20 protein-coding genes, 1 tRNA gene and 1 pseudogene are annotated in these 16,949 nt (G+C 65.6%); 15 read left to right on the forward strand and 7 right to left on the reverse strand.

The window, feature by feature from the left end; all coding sequences use genetic code 11:
* Window positions 1–89 precede the first annotated feature (89 nt).
* Complete coding sequence (locus tag NDO75_RS10885) at window positions 90–491, forward strand: carboxymuconolactone decarboxylase family protein (RefSeq protein ID WP_310906246.1); 402 nt, start codon at window positions 90–92, stop codon at window positions 489–491.
* Window positions 492–523: 32 nt separating this feature from the next.
* Here the strand turns inward: NDO75_RS10885 and NDO75_RS10890 are convergent, their stop codons facing one another.
* Window positions 524–2,908, reverse strand: a complete 2,385-nt coding sequence (locus NDO75_RS10890) for a PAS domain S-box protein (RefSeq protein ID WP_310906248.1) — start codon at window positions 2,906–2,908, stop codon at window positions 524–526.
* 251 nt (window positions 2,909–3,159) lie between these two features.
* Here NDO75_RS10890 and NDO75_RS10895 point away from each other — a divergent pair, with 251 nt between their 5' ends.
* The 5 genes from NDO75_RS10895 (at window position 3,160) to NDO75_RS10915 (ending at window position 7,452) form a co-directional block, all read left to right on the forward strand.
* Entirely contained in the window at window positions 3,160–3,486 is a 327-nt protein-coding gene (locus NDO75_RS10895; protein WP_310906249.1) for a TRAM domain-containing protein, read from the forward strand.
* A 344-nt stretch (window positions 3,487–3,830) separates the two neighbouring features.
* A complete protein-coding gene (locus NDO75_RS10900) occupies window positions 3,831–4,325 on the forward strand; it encodes a DUF411 domain-containing protein (protein ID WP_310906250.1) in 495 nt (164 codons plus the stop codon).
* A gap of 194 nt (window positions 4,326–4,519) precedes the next feature.
* Window positions 4,520–5,296, forward strand: coding sequence for a pyrroline-5-carboxylate reductase (gene proC / locus NDO75_RS10905; RefSeq protein ID WP_310906251.1), 777 nt, complete (start codon window positions 4,520–4,522; stop codon window positions 5,294–5,296).
* Window positions 5,289–6,122 carry a glutamate 5-kinase gene (gene proB, locus NDO75_RS10910; RefSeq protein WP_310906253.1) on the forward strand — a complete coding sequence of 278 codons (834 nt, stop codon included), beginning with the start codon at window positions 5,289–5,291 and terminating at the stop codon, window positions 6,120–6,122. Before proC ends, proB begins: the two co-directional genes overlap by 8 nt.
* Window positions 6,115–7,452 carry a glutamate-5-semialdehyde dehydrogenase gene (locus tag NDO75_RS10915; protein WP_310906255.1) on the forward strand — a complete coding sequence of 446 codons (1,338 nt, stop codon included), beginning with the start codon at window positions 6,115–6,117 and terminating at the stop codon, window positions 7,450–7,452. The genes proB and NDO75_RS10915 overlap by 8 nt, the downstream gene beginning before the upstream one ends.
* 4 nt (window positions 7,453–7,456) lie before the next feature.
* Here the strand turns inward: NDO75_RS10915 and NDO75_RS10920 are convergent, their stop codons facing one another.
* The 5 genes and pseudogenes from NDO75_RS10920 to NDO75_RS10940 all read right to left on the reverse strand — a co-directional run bounded on the left by NDO75_RS10920 (window position 7,457) and on the right by NDO75_RS10940 (window position 10,080).
* Window positions 7,457–8,032, reverse strand: a complete 576-nt coding sequence (locus NDO75_RS10920) for a hypothetical protein (RefSeq protein WP_310906256.1) — start codon at window positions 8,030–8,032, stop codon at window positions 7,457–7,459.
* 2 nt (window positions 8,033–8,034) lie between these two features.
* Window positions 8,035–8,967, reverse strand: a complete 933-nt coding sequence (mch, locus tag NDO75_RS10925) for a methenyltetrahydromethanopterin cyclohydrolase (protein ID WP_310906257.1) — start codon at window positions 8,965–8,967, stop codon at window positions 8,035–8,037.
* Window positions 8,968–9,029: 62 nt separating this feature from the next.
* Window positions 9,030–9,224 (reverse strand): annotated as a pseudogene (locus tag NDO75_RS10930) (heavy-metal-associated domain-containing protein); the annotation flags it as partial.
* Between the two features lie 27 nt (window positions 9,225–9,251).
* Complete coding sequence (locus NDO75_RS10935) at window positions 9,252–9,575, reverse strand: MTH1187 family thiamine-binding protein (protein ID WP_310906258.1); 324 nt, start codon at window positions 9,573–9,575, stop codon at window positions 9,252–9,254.
* A 151-nt stretch (window positions 9,576–9,726) separates the two neighbouring features.
* Window positions 9,727–10,080: a HalOD1 output domain-containing protein gene (locus NDO75_RS10940; protein WP_310906260.1), complete on the reverse strand. Its 354-nt coding sequence runs from the start codon at window positions 10,078–10,080 to the stop codon at window positions 9,727–9,729.
* Between the two features lie 378 nt (window positions 10,081–10,458).
* Between NDO75_RS10940 and NDO75_RS10945 the strand changes: the two genes are divergently transcribed.
* The 3 genes from NDO75_RS10945 to NDO75_RS10955 all read left to right on the forward strand — a co-directional run bounded on the left by NDO75_RS10945 (window position 10,459) and on the right by NDO75_RS10955 (window position 12,154).
* On the forward strand, window positions 10,459–10,905 hold the full coding sequence (locus NDO75_RS10945) for a DUF4112 domain-containing protein (protein WP_310906261.1): 447 nt from the start codon (window positions 10,459–10,461) through the stop codon (window positions 10,903–10,905).
* 87 nt (window positions 10,906–10,992) lie between these two features.
* A complete protein-coding gene (locus NDO75_RS10950) occupies window positions 10,993–11,271 on the forward strand; it encodes an amphi-Trp domain-containing protein (protein WP_310906262.1) in 279 nt (92 codons plus the stop codon).
* 4 nt (window positions 11,272–11,275) lie between these two features.
* On the forward strand, window positions 11,276–12,154 hold the full coding sequence (locus NDO75_RS10955; protein ID WP_310906263.1) for a universal stress protein: 879 nt from the start codon (window positions 11,276–11,278) through the stop codon (window positions 12,152–12,154).
* Between the two features lie 374 nt (window positions 12,155–12,528).
* Here the strand turns inward: NDO75_RS10955 and NDO75_RS10960 are convergent.
* Window positions 12,529–12,599: transfer RNA gene (locus NDO75_RS10960), tRNA-Gly, on the reverse strand.
* Between the two features lie 302 nt (window positions 12,600–12,901).
* On the opposite strand from NDO75_RS10960, the gene NDO75_RS10965 reads away from it, so the two are divergent.
* The 6 genes from NDO75_RS10965 to NDO75_RS10990 are packed head-to-tail and all read left to right on the forward strand — an operon-like array spanning window position 12,902 to window position 16,943.
* Entirely contained in the window at window positions 12,902–13,771 is an 870-nt protein-coding gene (locus NDO75_RS10965) for an RNA methyltransferase (protein WP_310906265.1), read from the forward strand.
* Window positions 13,772–13,775: 4 nt separating this feature from the next.
* Window positions 13,776–14,795 (forward strand): 50S ribosomal protein L3, encoded by a 1,020-nt coding sequence (locus NDO75_RS10970; protein ID WP_310906266.1) that lies wholly within the window; start codon window positions 13,776–13,778, stop codon window positions 14,793–14,795.
* A gap of 3 nt (window positions 14,796–14,798) precedes the next feature.
* Window positions 14,799–15,551, forward strand: a complete 753-nt coding sequence (gene rpl4p / locus NDO75_RS10975; RefSeq protein ID WP_310906268.1) for a 50S ribosomal protein L4 — start codon at window positions 14,799–14,801, stop codon at window positions 15,549–15,551.
* Entirely contained in the window at window positions 15,548–15,799 is a 252-nt protein-coding gene (locus NDO75_RS10980; protein WP_310906270.1) for a 50S ribosomal protein L23, read from the forward strand. Before rpl4p ends, NDO75_RS10980 begins: the two co-directional genes overlap by 4 nt.
* 2 nt (window positions 15,800–15,801) lie before the next feature.
* Entirely contained in the window at window positions 15,802–16,524 is a 723-nt protein-coding gene (locus tag NDO75_RS10985) for a 50S ribosomal protein L2 (RefSeq protein WP_310906271.1), read from the forward strand.
* On the forward strand, window positions 16,521–16,943 hold the full coding sequence (locus NDO75_RS10990; RefSeq protein WP_310906273.1) for a 30S ribosomal protein S19: 423 nt from the start codon (window positions 16,521–16,523) through the stop codon (window positions 16,941–16,943). The genes NDO75_RS10985 and NDO75_RS10990 overlap by 4 nt, the downstream gene beginning before the upstream one ends.
* Window positions 16,944–16,949 lie beyond the last annotated feature (6 nt).

A 16,949-nucleotide genomic window follows, 5' to 3' on the forward strand; every position in this document is an offset into this window, starting at 1 on the left:
CCGAACCGTACGAACCACGGGTTTCCACTGTCGTCCCGACGCCCCGACGCATCGGCGACGAGCACGAAATCCACGGGGGGTGAGACCACATGGTATCTACCGAGACAGAAACGGAGATAGAAGCGTACCTCGGGCGGGTTCCGAGCTGGCTCGCGGCGCTACCGGAACCGGCCGCAGACCACAGTTGGGGGATCGTCCGTGACCTCGAACTCGAGGAGACGAAGCTCGCGCAGCGGGAGAAAGCGCTCGCCGCACTCAGCGCCGCGGCAGCTATCCAGTGTCCGTACTGCGTTCACTTCCACCGGGAGGAAGCGAAACTCGAGGATGTAACGGAACCGGAACTCGAAGAGGCGATCGCGGTCGCCGGCAACGTGCGACTGTTCTCGTCGGTCCTTCACGGCGCGGAGGTCGATCACGAGGAGTTCGCCTCCGAGACGGCGGAGATCGTCGAACACGTGAAGGAACAACAGGCAGCGGCCGGAGACGACTGACGGGCGTTCCGTCAGTTATTTTTCGACAAGTGTCACCGATCGCTCTCGTCCTCGCTCGCGGCGGGGAGCGGAAACGAAAACGTCGCGCCTTCTCCGGGCCGGGAGTCGACCCGGATCTCGCCGCCGTGGCGTTCGACGATCCGCTCGCAGAGCGCGAGGCCGATGCCCGCCCCGTCGTACGCCTCGCGGCTGTGCAGGCGATCGAACACCGTAAACACCCGGTCGTGGTTCTCCGGTGCGATGCCGATCCCTTCGTCGCGAACCGAAATCGCCCACTCGTCGTCGCGCCGGTTCGCGTCGACGTGGACTCGCGGCGGCTCGTCGCCGCTGTACGCGAGCGCGTTCGACAGCAGGTTTTGCAGGACCTGCCGGAGCTGGCTGGCGTCGCCCTCGACGCGGGGGAGGTCAGCGGTCGTGATCTCGGCGTCGGTTTCTTCGATCCGGACCTGCAAGTCCGCGAGCACGTGCTCGAGAACCTCGTTCAGATCCGTCGGCTCGAACGAATCCCCTCGCGTCTCGACGCGGGAGTATTCGAGGAGGCCGTCGATCATCTCGCGCATGCGCTCGGCCCCGTCGACCGCGTACGCGAGGAACTCCTCGCCGTCCTCGTCGAAGGCGTCGGCGTAGCGCTTCTCGAGCAGTTGCAGATAGCTCGTCACCATCCGCAGGGGCTCCTGTAAGTCGTGAGAGGCCGCGTAGGCGAACTGTTCGAGCCGCTCGTTCGACGCCTCGAGCCGATCGACCAGTTCCTCGAGTCGGCGCTCGCGTTCGACCTGCTCGGTGATGTCCTGCGCGAAACTCAGGCCGGCGGAAATTTCCCCGTCGGCGTTCCGGAGCGGCGTCGCCCACACCCGCCAGTCGTAGCCGCCGAACGTCGTCGTCGTACTGGTCGTGATCCCGTCCTCGACGGCGGCGCGGAACACCGGCTCGAGGTCCGCGACCGTCTCGTCGGAGAAGATCTCGGGGAGGGGATTCCCTTCGAGGCGGTCCCCGCTGGGCAGGCGCTCGCCGAGGAGGGCACCGTCCGCCAGCGTGTATCGCAGCTCCTCGTCGTAGACGCCGACCGCGCCGTTCGGGAAGTTCTCCGCGAGCGTGCGGTAGCGACGTTCCGACTCCTCGAGCGCTCGCTCGCGCCGTTTTCGCTCCGTGATGTCCCTGACGACACCGACTTCTTCGCGGTCGCCGTCGTCGGTCTCGATCGCCGCGAAGGACCCCTCTGCGGGGACGCGAGGTCCGTCCGCCGTCAGGAGTTCGGCTTCCATGGCGGGGCTACTCGCGTTCTCGTCGGCCAGTTCCGACAGCCGCTCTTTCGACTGCTCGATCGTGTCCTCGTCGACGACGAGCGAGGCGTGTTCGCCGATCAGTTCCTCGCGGTCGTAGCCCGTCAGCTCCGCGTAGGCGTCGTTGACCATCGTGAACCGTCCCGCTTCGTCTTTGACGTAGATGCCGTCGTTGATCGTCTCGACGATGGTTTCGTACTTGGTCAGCGCTCGCTCGTGTTCGGTCCGTTCGCTGATGTCGCGCCCGATCCCTGCCAGCACTCGGTTTCCGTCGGGATTCTCGAGCCGGGCTGCGACGAATTCGTAGGGGATCTCCCTGCCGTCGCTGGTCAGGACGTCGACTTCGACGCGCGCGCTTCCGGTTTCGAAGATCTCCGCGATTCCGTTCTCGAGCCGTTCCCGATCGGACTCCACGACGAACTCCGTCGGCCGCATCGATTCGATCTCCGCGTCGGCGTAGCCGGTGACCTCGGTCAGCGTCTCGTTCCACCGCTGGAAGCGTCCCGCCTCGTCGACGACGTAGAACATGTCGTCGACCGCGTTCAGGATCTCGTCAGTGTAGGTCCGGTACCGCTCGAGTTGCGCCTCGCGGTCGCGGAGCCGTCGTTCCGTCTCTGCCCGGTCGACCGCCGCCGCGAGGACGTTCGCCACGCTCTGGACGAAGTTCGCGTCGTGTTCGGTGAACTCCCGTCGCGCTTCCGTATGTGTTCCTAGCACGCCCCACGGTTCGTCGACCGAGCCGATGACGACGCTGATGCCGCTGACCACGTCGTGATCGATCAGGAGGTCGGGACCGGAAAACCGCGTCTCGCGCTCGAGGTCGTCGACGATGACGGGCTCCGCCGACAGGAGCGTGTATCCGGCCTGCGAATCCATGTCGGTCGGCACCTTTGCCGTCCCGACGAGTCCCGACTGCCAACCGACGCCCTGACGCAACAGGACCTCGTCTCCGTCGGGGAGCAACTCGAGAACCGTGCAGTACTCGACGTCCAGCGTGTCGGCGACGGCCACCGAGGCGTCGTGCATCAACTGATCGATGTCCCCCGTTTCCAGCGCCTGTTGCCCGAGGTCCGCGACGACCTCCTGCTGGCGAATCCGGGACTCGAGTTCCGCGTCAGTTGGCGGGGGCGTTTCCATCTCGTCACTAATGCGGCGCGGAACTGGTAAAACTTCTTGGTAAGTATCCGGTTCGAGACCGTTCATCCTCGAACGCTGTGAATCGGCATCCGTATCGGGTTGCGGGTTGTTCCTTTCTTTCGGAGTTCATCTCGGTAGCGTACGTATTTCGGCGAGTGCCGCGCTCGACGATCACTCCGTTGTGAACGGCGGACGACGCAGTTTCGCGGAACGAGCGGCACGCTTTTGGGTGGCAGAAGCAACGGACTACTGTGGGACGCTACCAGCCCGGAGTTCACGACTCCTTTATCAAGTGTGAGACGCCTCGGTGTGGGGCGAACAACGCTCCCGAAGGAACCGCCGAGTACGACACTGACTGTTGGCGGTGCGGGGAGTCCCTCGGCGGGAAACCCGAACCGGGCGATACCGTCGCCGTCGACATCGTCGACGAGCAATCCGACGGGACACTCGTCTGTAAAACCGAGGGCGGTTTCGTCCTCTTTCTCGAGGCGGACGTGGCGGCGATCGAGGCCACGGTCCGCGTCACCGCCGTCGACGAGACGCACGGTGAGGCGGAACTCGTCGAAACGGGCTCGTAGCCGGCTCTTCTGCCGAAGACCGACGATGCATCGGTGCCGAACCGCTACCTGATCGAGCCGGGTGGCCCGACGCACGCCGCGGTCGTATCGCGTCGTCTACTGCCGGTGAGAGAGCGGACGGTTCCTCGAGGAGCCACGCAACGGCCGGGCCGATGGCTATGTGGGTCGCTCCGTGCTCGCCTCGGCCTCACCGTCACCGGCTTCGACCTCCACGGCGGCGCGGTCGAGACTTCCGACTCGACGCTTGGACCCGCTTGTGTACCCGATGAGGTGCCCGCGTCAGTCGTTCCTGCAGCGTCGGAATCGTCGCGAGAGGGATATACCGGTCCGATGTAGACGAGCGCATGCCAGCCCAGTGGACTCGGCGGCGCTTCCTCCGTCTCGGTGGTGTCACCGGAGCGCTTGGTGTCGCCGGGTGTTTCGGCGACGCCGACGAGAACCGATCGGAGATCGAGGATGCGATCGCCGTCACGAATGCCCGTCAGTACAACGCGCCGGAGTGTCGGTGCTGCGAACGGTACGCTTCTACTCTTCGTGACAGTATCGACGGTGAAATCACGGAGACCGTACCGGAAGATATCGGCGCTATCAAACGCGAGTACGGTGTTCCCGAGGGGCTCCGGAGCTGTCACACACTCGTCATAGACGAGTACGTCGTAGAGGGACACGTCCCCGTCGAAGCGATCGGGACACTTCTCACAGAGCAGCCGGACATCGACGGCATCGCGCTCCCGGGGATGCCGGCCGGCGCGCCCGGAATGGGTGGCCAGAAAGAGGCCCGATTCGCCGTCTACGCGATCGGCGGCGACCGAACGGGTACCGAGTTCACGACAGTGTAAGGTCGACCGCGCTGCGCTCGTTTGGAAACCGACCTCGAACAGTGTCCACCGCTTGCACGACTCGAGCGATCTCCGTTCACTCGCGGCGCGATTTGTGGGGCCACGAAACGGCCCCGCACACGGCCACCCGCGCTCGAGCCGACCGACCGAAACCAAAGTTGGTATGTCTGCCTCGGTTCCTTCCCCTAGACAAGATGGTACAGACGAGCGTTATCGGTTGCGGAAACATGGGGAGCGCCCTCATCAAGGGGCTCCATCGGGCCGGGAATCACACGGTGACCGCGTGTGATCTCGATCCCGACGCCCTCGAGTCGGTCGCCGATTACTGCGAGCGGACCACGTCGGACGTGTCGGAGGCGGCCGACGCCGACGTGGTGGTCGTCGCGGTGAAACCGGACATCGTCGGCGCGGTGCTTTCCGATCTCGAGCTCTCGCCGGACCAGACCCTTCTCTCTATCGCCGCCGGCGTCTCGACCGACTACGTCGAGGCCCGTACGGACGCGAACGTCGTCCGGATCATGCCGAATCTCGCGGCCGAGACGGGAGATATGGCCGCGGCCGTCACCGGCGACGACGTGCCCGACGAGGTGCGGGAACTGCTCGCCGACGTCGGCGAGTTCGCCGAGATCGACGAGGCACAGATGGACATCGCGACGGCCGTCAACGGCAGCGGTCCAGCCTTCGTCTTCTATCTCATTCAGGCGATGACTGAGGCGGGCGTCGAGGGCGGGCTCGAGGAAGCCGACGCCGAGACGCTGGCCGCCCAGACGTTCAAGGGCGCGGCCGAGACCGTCCTCCGGTCGGACGAGGACATAGAGGACCTGATCGACGCCGTCTGCTCGCCCAACGGGACGACCATCGAAGGGATGGAGGTCCTCTGGGACAGCGACGTCCAGGAGAACGTCGCCGCGGCGGTGACGGCGGCCGAAGAGCGCTCCGCGGAACTCGCATCAGGGCTCAACGATGAGTAAGGGACTCGAGGAGTCGGCCGTCGACGAGGCTCGACAGCTGGCGGCCGACGCCGATCGCGTGATCGTCAAGGCGGGGACGAACTCCCTGACCGACGCGGACTCCAACCTGGACGACGAGAAACTCGACAAGCTCGTCGACGACATCGAGGACCTCCTCTCGCGGGACAAGGAGGTGATACTCGTTTCGTCGGGCGCAGTCGGGGCCGGGATGGGGCGGATCGCACAGGGCAGCGAGACTCTCGAGGAGACCCAGGCCCTCTCGACGGTCGGCCAGAGCACCCTCATGCACCGCTACACCGAGAGCTTCGCGCGGTACGATCGGAAAGTGGCCCAGCTCCTCCTCACCCAGCACGACCTCGAGAACCCCGAGCGGTTCACGAACTTCCGAAACACCGTCGAGACGTTGCTGGACTGGGGCGTCGTCCCGATCATCAACGAGAACGACGCCGTCGCGACCGAGGAGCTCAGGATCGGTGACAACGACATGCTCTCGGCGGCGGCGACGATGGGCGTCGACGCGGACCTGCTGGTCACGCTGACCGACGTCGGCGGCGTCTACACCGGGAATCCGAAAGAGAATCCCGACGCCGAGCGCATCGAGGCCGTCGGACGCAACTACGATACGGTTCAGGACATCATCTCCGAGAGCACGACCGACGGGTTCGGCGGCATCCAGACGAAAGTCGAGGGGGCACGCGACGTCAGCGAACACGGGGTTCCGGCCGTCATCGCGAAGTCGACCGAGCCCGACGTACTCGAGAAGATCGCTACTGCCAAACCCGTGGGGACCGTATTCGTCCCCATCAACGGTGTGAGCGATGACTGAGACCGACATCGAACGAGACGTCGAGGAGGCACAGCACGCGGCCCTGGAGCTCGCGAAACTGTCCGACGAGGAGCGAAGCGGCGCGCTCCGCGAGATCGCCGACGCGATCGAGGCCAGAACCGACGAGATCCTCGCCGAAAACGAGAAAGACGTCGAGGAAGGCGAGCGGCTGCTCGAGGAAGGCGAGTACACGCAGGCGCTGGTCGACCGACTGAAACTTTCAGAGTCGAAGATCGAGAGCATCGCCGAGATGGTCCGCAGCGTGGCCGATCAGGACGACCCGCTGGGCGAGACGCTCGCGGCTCGCGAACTCGACGACGACCTCGAGCTGTACAAGGTCGCCGTCCCGATCGGCGTCGTCGGGACCGTTTTCGAGTCCCGTCCCGACGCGCTCGTCCAGATCGCGTCGCTCGCCCTGAAATCGGGGAACGCGGTGATCCTGAAAGGCGGCAGCGAGGCCCTGCACTCGAACCGGATCCTGTTCGAGATCATCGAGGACGCCGCAGCCGACGCCGGCATCCCCGACGGCTGGGCCCAGCACATCGAGGCCCGCGAGGACGTCGACGCCCTACTCGAGATGGACGACGCGATCGACCTCCTCATGCCGCGCGGAAGCTCGGCGTTCGTGAGCTACATCCAGGACAACACGAGCATCCCCGTGCTCGGCCACACGGAGGGGATCTGCCACGTATACGTCGATGACGTCGCGGACCTCTCGATGGCCGAGGACATCGCCTTCGACGCCAAGGTTCAGTACCCCGCCGTCTGTAACGCCGTCGAGACGCTGTTAATCCACGAGGACGTCGCCGCGGAGTTCCTGCCGGCGATCGCCGACCGCTACGAGACCGCCGGCGTCGAGATCCGCGGCGACGACGCCACCCGCGAGATTGTCGACGTCGAGGCCGCGACCGAAGCCGACTGGGACACCGAGTACGGCGACCTCATCGTCTCGGTCCGCGTCGTCGACTCGCTCGAGGCGGCCATCAATCACGTCACTACCCACGGCTCGAAGCACACCGACTCGATCGTCACCGAGGACGAAGACCGCGCGAGCACCTTCATGCGCAGCATCGACTCCGCCAGCGTCTTCCACAACGCCTCGACTCGCTTCGCCGACGGCTTCCGCTTCGGCCTCGGCGCCGAGGTCGGTATCAGTACCGGGAAAATCCACGCCCGCGGCCCCGTCGGCCTCGAGGGGCTGACGACCTACAAGTACCACCTCGAGGGCGACGGTCAGCTCGTCGCCACCTACGCCGGCGAGGACGCGAAACCGTACACCCACCGGGAGTTCGACGGCGAGTGGTCCCCCGGCCGGCTCTCTGACGAATAGCCGTCTATTTCTCTTCGCGCCCACGCGCGAGACGATACCCGATTCCGTTTTCGGCCCGCTCGGCCAGCCCGAGCAGCACCGCCCACTCGAGGAGGCGTTCGATCCGATCCTCCTCGATGCGGGTCCGGCGGGCTCGCCGCTCTCCGTCCGACGGGCCGTCGCTGACCGCGTCGGCCACCGCTGCGGCCGTCAGCGCCCGATCGGCGTCCCGACGAGTTTGCGAGTCGGGGCTCGTGGAACCGTGTTCCACGGCGTCTGCGAGCACTGCGAGTATCGCTTCGGTCCCGTCCACCCGCTCCCGGAACGCCCGACGGAGTCGGTCGCGCTCGAGCGCGGTATCGGCATCGTCGCTCGGACCCGGACTGCGCCGGCGATAGCCCGCCGACTCCTCGGTCGCGAGCTCGAGTGCGCGGAGAAAGGTGAGCCACGTCGCCGCCTCGTCGCGGTCTGCGATGGGGGTTTCCTCGAGGAGGTGGGCACAACAGTCGTCGACCGCGCCAGCGGTTTCGGGGACCGATCGCCAGACCGTTTCGACGAACGCGAGGTCGGCCGGCGGCTCGGGAACCGGCTTGAACCGCACGGCTACAGGTCGAAGGAGTCGACGAGCAGGTCTTCGTCCGTCTCGCCGTGGACGTAGGTGGGCCCGCCGATCACGTCGATCGTCACTGTCGCCGGCGCGAAGAGGTCCGACGGAACCTCCGCGAAGTCCCAGTCGAGGTCGTCGAAGACCGCGCCGAACGGCCGGCCGTGGTCTTCGGCTGCCGTCGACGGCACCGAATCGAAGACGTCGGCGTCCTCGCGGACGGTGAGGTGGGCTCGGCCGCCGTAGGCGATCGCGTCGGTCGTCCGCGCGATGGCCGTCCGTTCGTCGCCCGCGACGGGCGCGACCGGCGCGCGTCCGGTCGCCGAGACGATGTCGAGTGGGTCGTAGCCCAGTTCCGAGAGTCGGAACGTCGCGAGTTCCGCGGCGCGGGCGGCGTTCGTGATGCTGCCGGCGACGCTCGCGGTCCGGTAGGCCAGCAGGAAGACGCTGCTCGGCTCGACCTCGGCGAGGTCGGCGACCTGCTGGGCCGCGGCTTCGGTCGGCTCCGCGTCGGTTTCGACGGCCAGCGCGGTCAGGTCGAACGCGTCGGTGTAACCGATGCGTCGGAACTCGTCTTCCTCGGCGACCAGCGCTCGAGCGGGGCCGCTTCCCAGCCCCTCGAAGTCGTCCGTGGTCAGCTCCCAGCCGGCTTTCTGGGAACACAATAGCGAGAGCGCGGGCTGGTCCGTCGAGAGCTCCACGTAGGGGATCGACGCGCCGCCGAGTTCGCCCAGTTCGTAGCTCGGCGTCGCCATCCCTGCGGTCTGGATCTCCGTGAGCAGCAGTCCGGCCTCGATCCCCCCGTCGAACTCGAGCCCGAAGTCCAGCACCGTCGATTCGTTCGCGAGGTCGTAGGCCCCGACGTTGAGCTCCTCGGCGTAATCGAGGGCCTCGTCGACCAGCTCGATCGCCATCCGATTGAGACTTTCCATGCGACGGAGTTCAGCCTCCGTGGTGAAACAGTTTGTCCGTTGGGATTCGGTGGGGGAGCGCCTCACTCGGGGCCGCTGCGCAGCGCTTCGACGGCGTTACCCGCCTCCGCGGCCGTTCCTGCCGGAGTCCGCTCGCCGACCGTCGATTCGTCGTGTTCGATGCGCGCTTCGTCGACCTCGGGATCCGCCCGCGCCGCGGACACCCCCTCGAGCGCCTCGAGGGCGTCGGTCACGGTCCGTTCACAGCCTTCGCGGGTCGTGTCGGTGACTGCGAACGGTGTCCGTCATTCGTCGGCCCCGTCGGAACTTCGTGCCGGCCGACCGAGTCGCTCCTCGACGGCGTCGACCTTCTCCGACGCGCGCACGTCTCGCGTGCGCTTGTCGTCGATTTTCAGAACGGTGCTCACCCGGTCGGCGTCGACGGCCTCGTGGGCCGCCTGCGCGGCCGCGAAGAGTTCGTCCGTCGTCTCGGCCTCGATCACCGTTCCCATCGGGTTCGTCTCGTAGCTGACGTCGTACTCCTCGAGCGCGTCGACGGCCTTCGCGACTTCGCCGGCCATGCTGTCCTCGATTACCGGTGCGACGCTCAACAGCGCGACTACCGTCATGATGTCAGCGGACGGGGCGCACGCTCCTAAATCCGTTCCATGTGGACGCGTGATCCGTCGGATACCCGCGGCCGTGTGCAGCCACAGCGCTCACGAGGGAGTGGTATCGCGTAAAAACGATCAGGGCGGCGACGGCGTCTATTGGCCGACCTCAGCGCGGGGCGGCCGACCGGTGCGTCTCCGCAGGCGGGTAGATGATGACGTCGCCGTTCGCGTAGACGTACACCTCGTGCTCGAGGGCGGTGAAGGCGATGTGGCCCCCCGTCCGATCGGTCCCGTCGGCCTTCTGGCTAAAGATGCGCTCGAGCGCGTCCGGATCGACGCTGTCGTACAGGGAGAACTCACCCTGCGAGACGTCGGTGTCCGCGATCGACGCGAGTGCGTGGACGATCGTCGTGGTGATCGTCGCCGTGCTGTCGTCGTCGTGGTGGAAGACGTAGCGGTCGTTTGTCTGGTCGTACTGGAGGTCGTCCGTGCCGTCTGCGGGTGAGAGTTCCGTCTGCATTGCTAGATCTGATCGTTCAATCGTGTATTAGACTGTAGTTACTCATAGTATAAAAGCCACTCGTCGTGACCAACAGTAGGCATTTGTGAGATACATATCTGTATTAGTAAGGTATGTCAAAAACGAGAGTACGGAGTCGTTCACGGTCGTTCGCACGAGTCGCCGACAGGAGTACGCCGGTGACGTTCTCGGCAACACGAACTTTGAAACCGGCAATCTGTGGTTGTTGGCAGTCGTTCGGCGACGGAACGAGCGCTCTGCTTCGGCCGGCGACTGCGTCTTCACGCCGTTACTCGACGAGTCGCGACTGCACCCGGTCTCGCCGCGCTTGCCACGGCCGCCCACGGGCTTATCTACGCACGCGCCCAATCGAGTCGTATGGCTACCGACACGATCGACGACATCAGTGCCGAACTCGAGGAGGTCGACGGCGAACTCCCCGATTCGGTCGACGAAGGCGCGCTCGAGCGAATGCGCGTCGTCGCCCACACGCTAGACGAAGGGGTCCGCGTTCCGCTGACGGACTTTCGAGTCGGGATCGATCCGATCGTCGGCATCCTCCCGGGAGCCGGGGACACCGCGGCGGCGGTCGTCTCGCTGTACATCGTCGCCGAAGCCGCTCGCATGGGCGTCTCCCAGTCGACGCTGCTTCGCATGGTCGCGAACGTGGGCGTCGACGCCGTCGGTGGTTCCGTTCCCATCCTCGGGGTTCTCTTCGATTCGATCTGGAAGGCGAACAAGTGGAATCTGCGGCTGGCACTCGAGGACCTCGCCGACGAGGGCGAGCAGTCCGATATCGACTCGGACGTCGTGACCATCGACTGACGGACGCCGATCAGTGTCCCGAACCGATATTCCCTCTTCCTGAGGAGTGCCGTCCCCGTTTAAGGGAACCTTCGGTGTCGGGGAGATATGGGAGAACTGGAAACCGAAGCGAAACGATCACGAACGGAGATCGCCGATTCCCTTCGAGAACTGGCCGACCAGCTCGATGGCGACGGCGACGTGACGCTGGAACTCGGTGGGACGCGAGCACGATTGAACCCGACCGACCCGATCACGTTCAAACTCGAGGGCGAATCCGACTGGTCCGAGGGAGACACGGAAGCGAAACAGAGCATCGAATTCGAACTCGTTTGGTGGCGAGCGGCGACCACCGCCGAGGAAGCGTCGCTGGACGTTCGGGAGTAATTCGATGTTCACGAACATTTGCTTTCCAACCGACGGCAGCGACGGGGCGTCGGTCGCGTTCGACCACGTCCTCGAGATCGCCGCCGCCCACGGCTCGACGGTACACGTCCTCAACGTAGCGGACACGACGAAGGACAGCGTCGTCCGGATGCAGGGCGACGTCGTCGACGTTCTCGAGCGGACGGGCGAACGGCTCGTTCGCGACGCCGCGGATCGCGCACGGGAACGCGGGGTCGAGACGGTCACCGAGGTCCGTCAGGGAACGCCGTACAGTACGATCGTCGACTACGCAGACTCGTACGACATCGATCTCGTCGTCATGCCGACCCACGGCCGCCGGGGGCTCGAGCGACTCCTGCTCGGCAGTACGACCGAACGCGTCGTTCGCCGCTCCGACGTCCCCGTATTGACGATCCGACCGGACGCCGAAGCGGGCACCTATCCGTACCGAAACGTGCTGGTCCCGACCGACGGGAGCGACTGTGCACGGGAGGCGCTCGCGACCGGAGTCGAGATCGCCGATACGGACAACGCTGCCCTCCATCTCCTGTCGGCCATCTCCACGACGAGCCTCGGGGTCGACGTTCGTAGCGATATCCAGTTGACGATGCTCGAGGAGAGCGTCGAGACGATCCTTTCGGACGCCTCGTCGTTCGCCGCCGACGCTGGCGTCGAACCGGTCGAGACCACGGTCGAATTCGCCCCCTCGATTCACGAGGCGATCCGTTCGTACATCGAGGACCACGGGATCGAACTCGTCGTCGTCGGCACGCACGGCCGGACGGGCTTCGACCGGTATCTCCTCGGCAGCGTCACCGAACACCTCGTTCGAACGTCGCCGATCCCTGTGCTGACGGTTCGAGAAAGTCTGTCAGACGAGTAGACAGACGGGGAACTCGAGACGGAATCGGCGGCAATCAGCCGCTGTAACTGGTGCATTTGCATCGCTATCCGATGCTTGCGGTGCGCGTTTCGAGAAATGCGCTGGCTGGGATTCGAACCACGGTCAGACGGTCGCCTCGCTCCGTTCGGCGCTGCGACTGATCTCGTTCAAATCCAGTACGATTTCTCTGAATACGGTACTCGCGTTGCTACGCAACGCTCGTGGTGTTGTGTTCAGAGAAATGCGCTGGCTGGGATTTGAACCACGCCCAGACGTGCTCGCTACGCTGCGCGCGACTGGTCTGATTCAAATCCAGGACGACTTTTCGATACTCGAACTCCTCGCTACGCTCGTCGTTGTTGAGTATCGAAAAGTGCGCTGGCTGGGATTTGAACCCAGGTTGTGACCATGGCAAGGTCACGTGATACCACTACACTACCAGCGCCCTGCTGCACTCATACCTACTGCCGGACGGATGTATAAGGGTTGCGAATCGATCCAGCGTCGGCATGCTTGCGCATGGCGATTCTCGAGCAATCGGTCTGACAGGCTCGCGGAACTTCCGGCAACTGTCGCCGGCTCCCGGCGCAGGCGTCAAGTGACACATTCCCAAACGAGAGTGTGTCCGTTCCGCACGAATTCGTGGGTGTGAGCCGTTGACAGCCGGAATCGAATCCGCTATTCTTTTAAGACCCTCTCCGCAATAGATCGCTACAGTCTAGTGACGCGGTGCCGAAGCGTTTCGGCATGACCGTCAGCGTACTCGTGCCGTCGTCGCTCAGCCGGGAAGCCGAGGACAAACGCGAGGCAACTCGCAAACTCGGATACGTCGCCCGCGCGGCGACGATCTTCCGGGCCGATCGCCTGCTCGTCTATCCCGACCGGGACGGCGAGACCGGGCGATTCGACGGCGGGTTCGTCCGTACCGTCCTGCGGTACGCCGCAACGCCCCCCTACCTCCGCAACGAGGTCTGGGGGATGCGGGACGAACTGGAGTACGTCGGCGTCTTGCCGCCGCTCCGCGCGGTGTCACAGACCGGCTCCGAATCGAACGGTTCGGGGTCGTCAAGACAAGGGATCGTGACCGAGGTCGGACCTGAAGGGCGCGTCCGGGTCAATTGCGGCTTGCAACACCCGATCTCCCTCAACGTACCGCCGAACATGGCGGTCGAGGAGGGGGAGCGCGTGACCGTCAGGATCTCTTCGCGACGACCGGTCCGGGCGAAGCTCGTCGACAGCCCCCTCCCGGGGCTGTCGGTCGAGCGGACGGACCTCTCCGCAGCACTCGGCCGTGAGGACGCCGGCGTCCGCATCGCGGCCTCCCGATTCGGTGAACCACTCACCGTCGGGCGGCTCGAGACGCTGGCCGGGCGCGTCCAGCGCGACGGCATGACCGTCGCCTTTGGCGCACCCGAGCGAGGGCTGCCGGATATCCTCGGAATCGAGGCGTCAGCCGTCCCCTCGTCTCCGGACGAGGCGGACGATGACGGAGTCGAACCCACTGCCGATCCGGGGTTCGACCTCTGGCTGAACACGGTTCCGGATCAGGGAAGCGAGGTGGTGCGAACGGAGGAGGCTCTGTTCGCCACCCTCGCTCCCCTCTCACTGAGAGAGTGATAGAATGCCACAAGCAAATAGACCACGCAAAGGCTCACTCGGGTTCGGCCCACGGAAGCGCGCGACCAGCGAGGTTCCGCGCTTCAACTCGTGGCCGGACGACGACGGACAGCCGACGCTCCAGGGCTTCGCGGGCTACAAGGCCGGCATGACCCACGTCGTTATGGTCGACGATCAAGCGAACTCGCCGACCGAGGGGATGGAACAGACCGTCCCCGTGACGATCGTGGAGACGCCGCCCATGCGCGCCGTCGCTCTGCGAGCGTACGAAGATACACCGTACGGGAAGAAGCCGATAACCGAGGTCTGGACCGACGAGTTCGTTCCCGAACTCGACCGCGTCCTCGACCTCCCAGGTGACGACTACGACCCCGACGCCGCCGAAGACGAACTTCGCGGCCTCCACGAGGAGGGGCGCGTCGACGACGTTCGAGTCATCACCCACACGGTTCCGGCCGACGTTCCCTCGGTGCCCAAGAAGAAACCAGACGTCATGGAAACGCGCGTCGGCGGCGGCTCCGTCGACGAGCGCGTCGACTTCGCCCTCGAGACCGTCGAGGACGGCGGCGAGCACGTCATGAACGACGTGTTCCGCGCCGGCGAGTACCTCGACGCGAGCGGCGTGACGAAAGGGAAAGGGACCCAGGGTCCCGTCAAGCGATGGGGCGTCCAGAAACGCAAGGGCAAACACGCCCGGCAGGGCTGGCGTCGCCGCATCGGCAACCTCGGCCCCTGGAACCCCAGCCGCGTCCGCTCGACGGTCCCCCAGCAGGGGCAGACCGGCTACCACCAGCGGACGGAACTGAACAAGCGCCTCGTCGACATCGGCGACGGCGCCGACGCGACGGTCGACGGCGGCTTCGTCAACTACGGCGAAGTCGACGGGCCGCACGCGCTGATCAAGGGCTCGCTCCCCGGACCGGAAAAGCGCCTCGTGCGCTTCCGGCCGGCGATCCGACCCGGAGGACAGCCGCGCCTCGACCCCGAGGTGCGCTACGTCTCCACCGCATCCAACCAGGGATAACACATGGACGCAACAGTACGAAACCTGGACGGCGACGACGCGGACACGGTCGAGCTCCCGGCGGTCTTCGAGACCCAGTACCGCCCGGACTTGATCGGCCGCGCCGTGCGCGCCGCACAGGCAAACCGAAAACAGGACTACGGCGCCGACGAGTTCGCCGGCCTTCGAACGCCGGCCGAATCGTTCGGCAGCGGCCGAGGCATGGCCCACGTCCCCCGACAGGAGGGTCGCGGTCGCCGCGTTCCCCAGACCGTCAAGGGACGGAAGGCTCACCCGCCCAAAGCCGAGAAGGACTGGTCCGAATCGATCAACACGAAAGCAAAGAAACTGGCCGTCCGCAGCGCGATCGCTGCGACGACCGACGCCGAACTCGTCGCCGAGCGCGGCCACGAGTTCGACGACGACGTCGAGATTCCGGTCGTCGTCGACGACGAGTTCGAGGACCTCCAGAAGACGCGTGAGGTCGTCGACTTCCTCGAGGCCGCCGGCCTCGCCGACGACATCGAACGCGCCGACGAGGGTCGCAGCGTCCGCTCGGGTCGCGGGAAGACCCGCGGTCGCAAGTACAAGACCCCGACGTCGATCCTCTTCGTCACCTCGAGCGAATCCGGTCCGTCCCGTGCGGCCCGGAACCTCGCAGGTGCCGACGTGACGACGGCCGCAGAGGTCAACGCCGAGGACCTCGCGCCCGGCGCACAGCCCGGACGGCTGACCGTCTGGACCGAGAGCGCACTCGAGGAGGTGGCCGACCGATGAGCGTCATCGAGCACCCCCTCGTGACCGAGAAGGCGATGAACGACATGGACTTCGAGAACAAGCTCCAGTTCGTCGTCAACACGGACGCGACCAAGCCCGAAATCCGGGACGAGGTCGAGGAGCGCTTCGAGATCTCCGTCCAGGACATCAACACGCAGGTAACGATGAAAGGCAAGAAGAAGGCGATCGTTCGCCTGAGCGAGGAGGACGACGCACAGGAAGTCGCTTCGCGAATCGGGGTGTTCTGAGAATGGGACGACGCATTCAAGGACAACGACGCGGCCGCGGTACCTCGACGTTCCGCGCCCCGTCGCACCGATACAAGGCGAAGCTCGACCACAAGAAAGAGGAAGACGACGACATCGTGCGCGGGACGGTCGTGGACATCGAACACGACCCGGCCCGATCCGCACCGATCGCCGCCGTCGAGTTCGAAGACGGCGATCAGCGACTCATCCTCGCGCCCGAAGGCATCACCGTGGGCGAGGAGTTGCAAGTCGGCGTCTCCGCCGAGATCAAGCCCGGCAACACGCTCCCACTGGCCGAGATCCCCGAAGGGGTTCCGGTCTGTAACATCGAGGCGAACCCGGGCGACGGCGGTCGGTTCGCCCGCGCCTCGGGGACCAACGCCGACCTGATCACCCACGACCGCAACGCCGCGGTCGTCCAGCTTCCAAGCGGCGAGGTCAAGCGCCTCGATCCGCAGTGTCGCGCCACCATCGGCGTCGTCGCCGGCGGCGGTCGCACGGAGAAGCCGATGGTCAAGGCCGGCAACAAGTATCACAAGATGAAGGCCCGGGGCACGAAGTGGCCCCGCGTCCGCGGTGTCGCGATGAACGCCGTCGACCACCCGTTCGGTGGCGGCGGCCGACAGCACCCCGGCAAACCCAAGTCCGTCTCGCGGGACGCCCCACCGGGACGGAAGGTCGGTGACATCTCGTCCCGACGCACCGGTCGAGGTGGCAACAAATGAGTCAGGAGTACCGAACCGGCCGCGAAGGTGAGTTCACCTACCGCGGTCACACGCTCGAGGAGCTGCAGGAGTTAGAGCTCGACGAGGTCGTGGAACTGCTCCCCGCACGTCAGCGGCGAAGTATCGAACGCGGTCTCTCCGTCGAGAAGGAGAAACTGCTCGAGGAGGCCCGCAACGCGGGCGAAGAGGAGACGGCGAACGACCCGCTCCGAACGCACCTGCGGGACATGCCGATCCTGCCGGAGTTCGTCGGACTGACCTTCGAGGTCTACAACGGACAGGCGTTCGAGCGCGTCCGCGTCGAACCCGAAATGATCGGCCACTACCTCGGCGAGTTCCAGCTGACGCGGACCTCCGTCGAGCACGGTCAGGCCGGTATCGGCGCGACCCGATCCTCGAAGTTCGTCCCACTGAAGTGATCTACG

The sequence above is a fragment of the Natrinema sp. 1APR25-10V2 genome, assembly GCF_031626495.1.
In the GTDB taxonomy this organism is placed as follows: domain Archaea; phylum Halobacteriota; class Halobacteria; order Halobacteriales; family Natrialbaceae; genus Natrinema.

Excerpts from the sequence above, each read along its gene's own strand:
- NDO75_RS10990 (WP_310906273.1), top strand. The coding sequence starts at position 16,521 with ATGAGTCAGGAGTACCGAACCGGCCGCGAAGGTGAGTTCACCTACCGC.
- rpl4p (WP_310906268.1), top strand. The coding sequence starts at position 14,799 with ATGGACGCAACAGTACGAAACCTGGACGGCGACGACGCGGACACGGTC.
- NDO75_RS10940 (WP_310906260.1), bottom strand. The coding sequence starts at position 10,080 with ATGCAGACGGAACTCTCACCCGCAGACGGCACGGACGACCTCCAGTAC.
- NDO75_RS10985 (WP_310906271.1), top strand. The coding sequence starts at position 15,802 with ATGGGACGACGCATTCAAGGACAACGACGCGGCCGCGGTACCTCGACG.
- NDO75_RS10955 (WP_310906263.1), top strand. The coding sequence starts at position 11,276 with ATGTTCACGAACATTTGCTTTCCAACCGACGGCAGCGACGGGGCGTCG.
- proB (WP_310906253.1), top strand. The coding sequence starts at position 5,289 with ATGAGTAAGGGACTCGAGGAGTCGGCCGTCGACGAGGCTCGACAGCTG.
- NDO75_RS10900 (WP_310906250.1), top strand. The coding sequence starts at position 3,831 with ATGCCAGCCCAGTGGACTCGGCGGCGCTTCCTCCGTCTCGGTGGTGTC.
- NDO75_RS10890 (WP_310906248.1), bottom strand. The coding sequence starts at position 2,908 with ATGGAAACGCCCCCGCCAACTGACGCGGAACTCGAGTCCCGGATTCGC.
- NDO75_RS10965 (WP_310906265.1), top strand. The coding sequence starts at position 12,902 with ATGACCGTCAGCGTACTCGTGCCGTCGTCGCTCAGCCGGGAAGCCGAG.
- NDO75_RS10935 (WP_310906258.1), bottom strand. The coding sequence starts at position 9,575 with ATGACGGTAGTCGCGCTGTTGAGCGTCGCACCGGTAATCGAGGACAGC.
- mch (WP_310906257.1), bottom strand. The coding sequence starts at position 8,967 with ATGGAAAGTCTCAATCGGATGGCGATCGAGCTGGTCGACGAGGCCCTC.
- NDO75_RS10945 (WP_310906261.1), top strand. The coding sequence starts at position 10,459 with ATGGCTACCGACACGATCGACGACATCAGTGCCGAACTCGAGGAGGTC.
- NDO75_RS10915 (WP_310906255.1), top strand. The coding sequence starts at position 6,115 with ATGACTGAGACCGACATCGAACGAGACGTCGAGGAGGCACAGCACGCG.
- NDO75_RS10970 (WP_310906266.1), top strand. The coding sequence starts at position 13,776 with ATGCCACAAGCAAATAGACCACGCAAAGGCTCACTCGGGTTCGGCCCA.
- NDO75_RS10885 (WP_310906246.1), top strand. The coding sequence starts at position 90 with ATGGTATCTACCGAGACAGAAACGGAGATAGAAGCGTACCTCGGGCGG.
- NDO75_RS10980 (WP_310906270.1), top strand. The coding sequence starts at position 15,548 with ATGAGCGTCATCGAGCACCCCCTCGTGACCGAGAAGGCGATGAACGAC.
- proC (WP_310906251.1), top strand. The coding sequence starts at position 4,520 with ATGGTACAGACGAGCGTTATCGGTTGCGGAAACATGGGGAGCGCCCTC.
- NDO75_RS10950 (WP_310906262.1), top strand. The coding sequence starts at position 10,993 with ATGGGAGAACTGGAAACCGAAGCGAAACGATCACGAACGGAGATCGCC.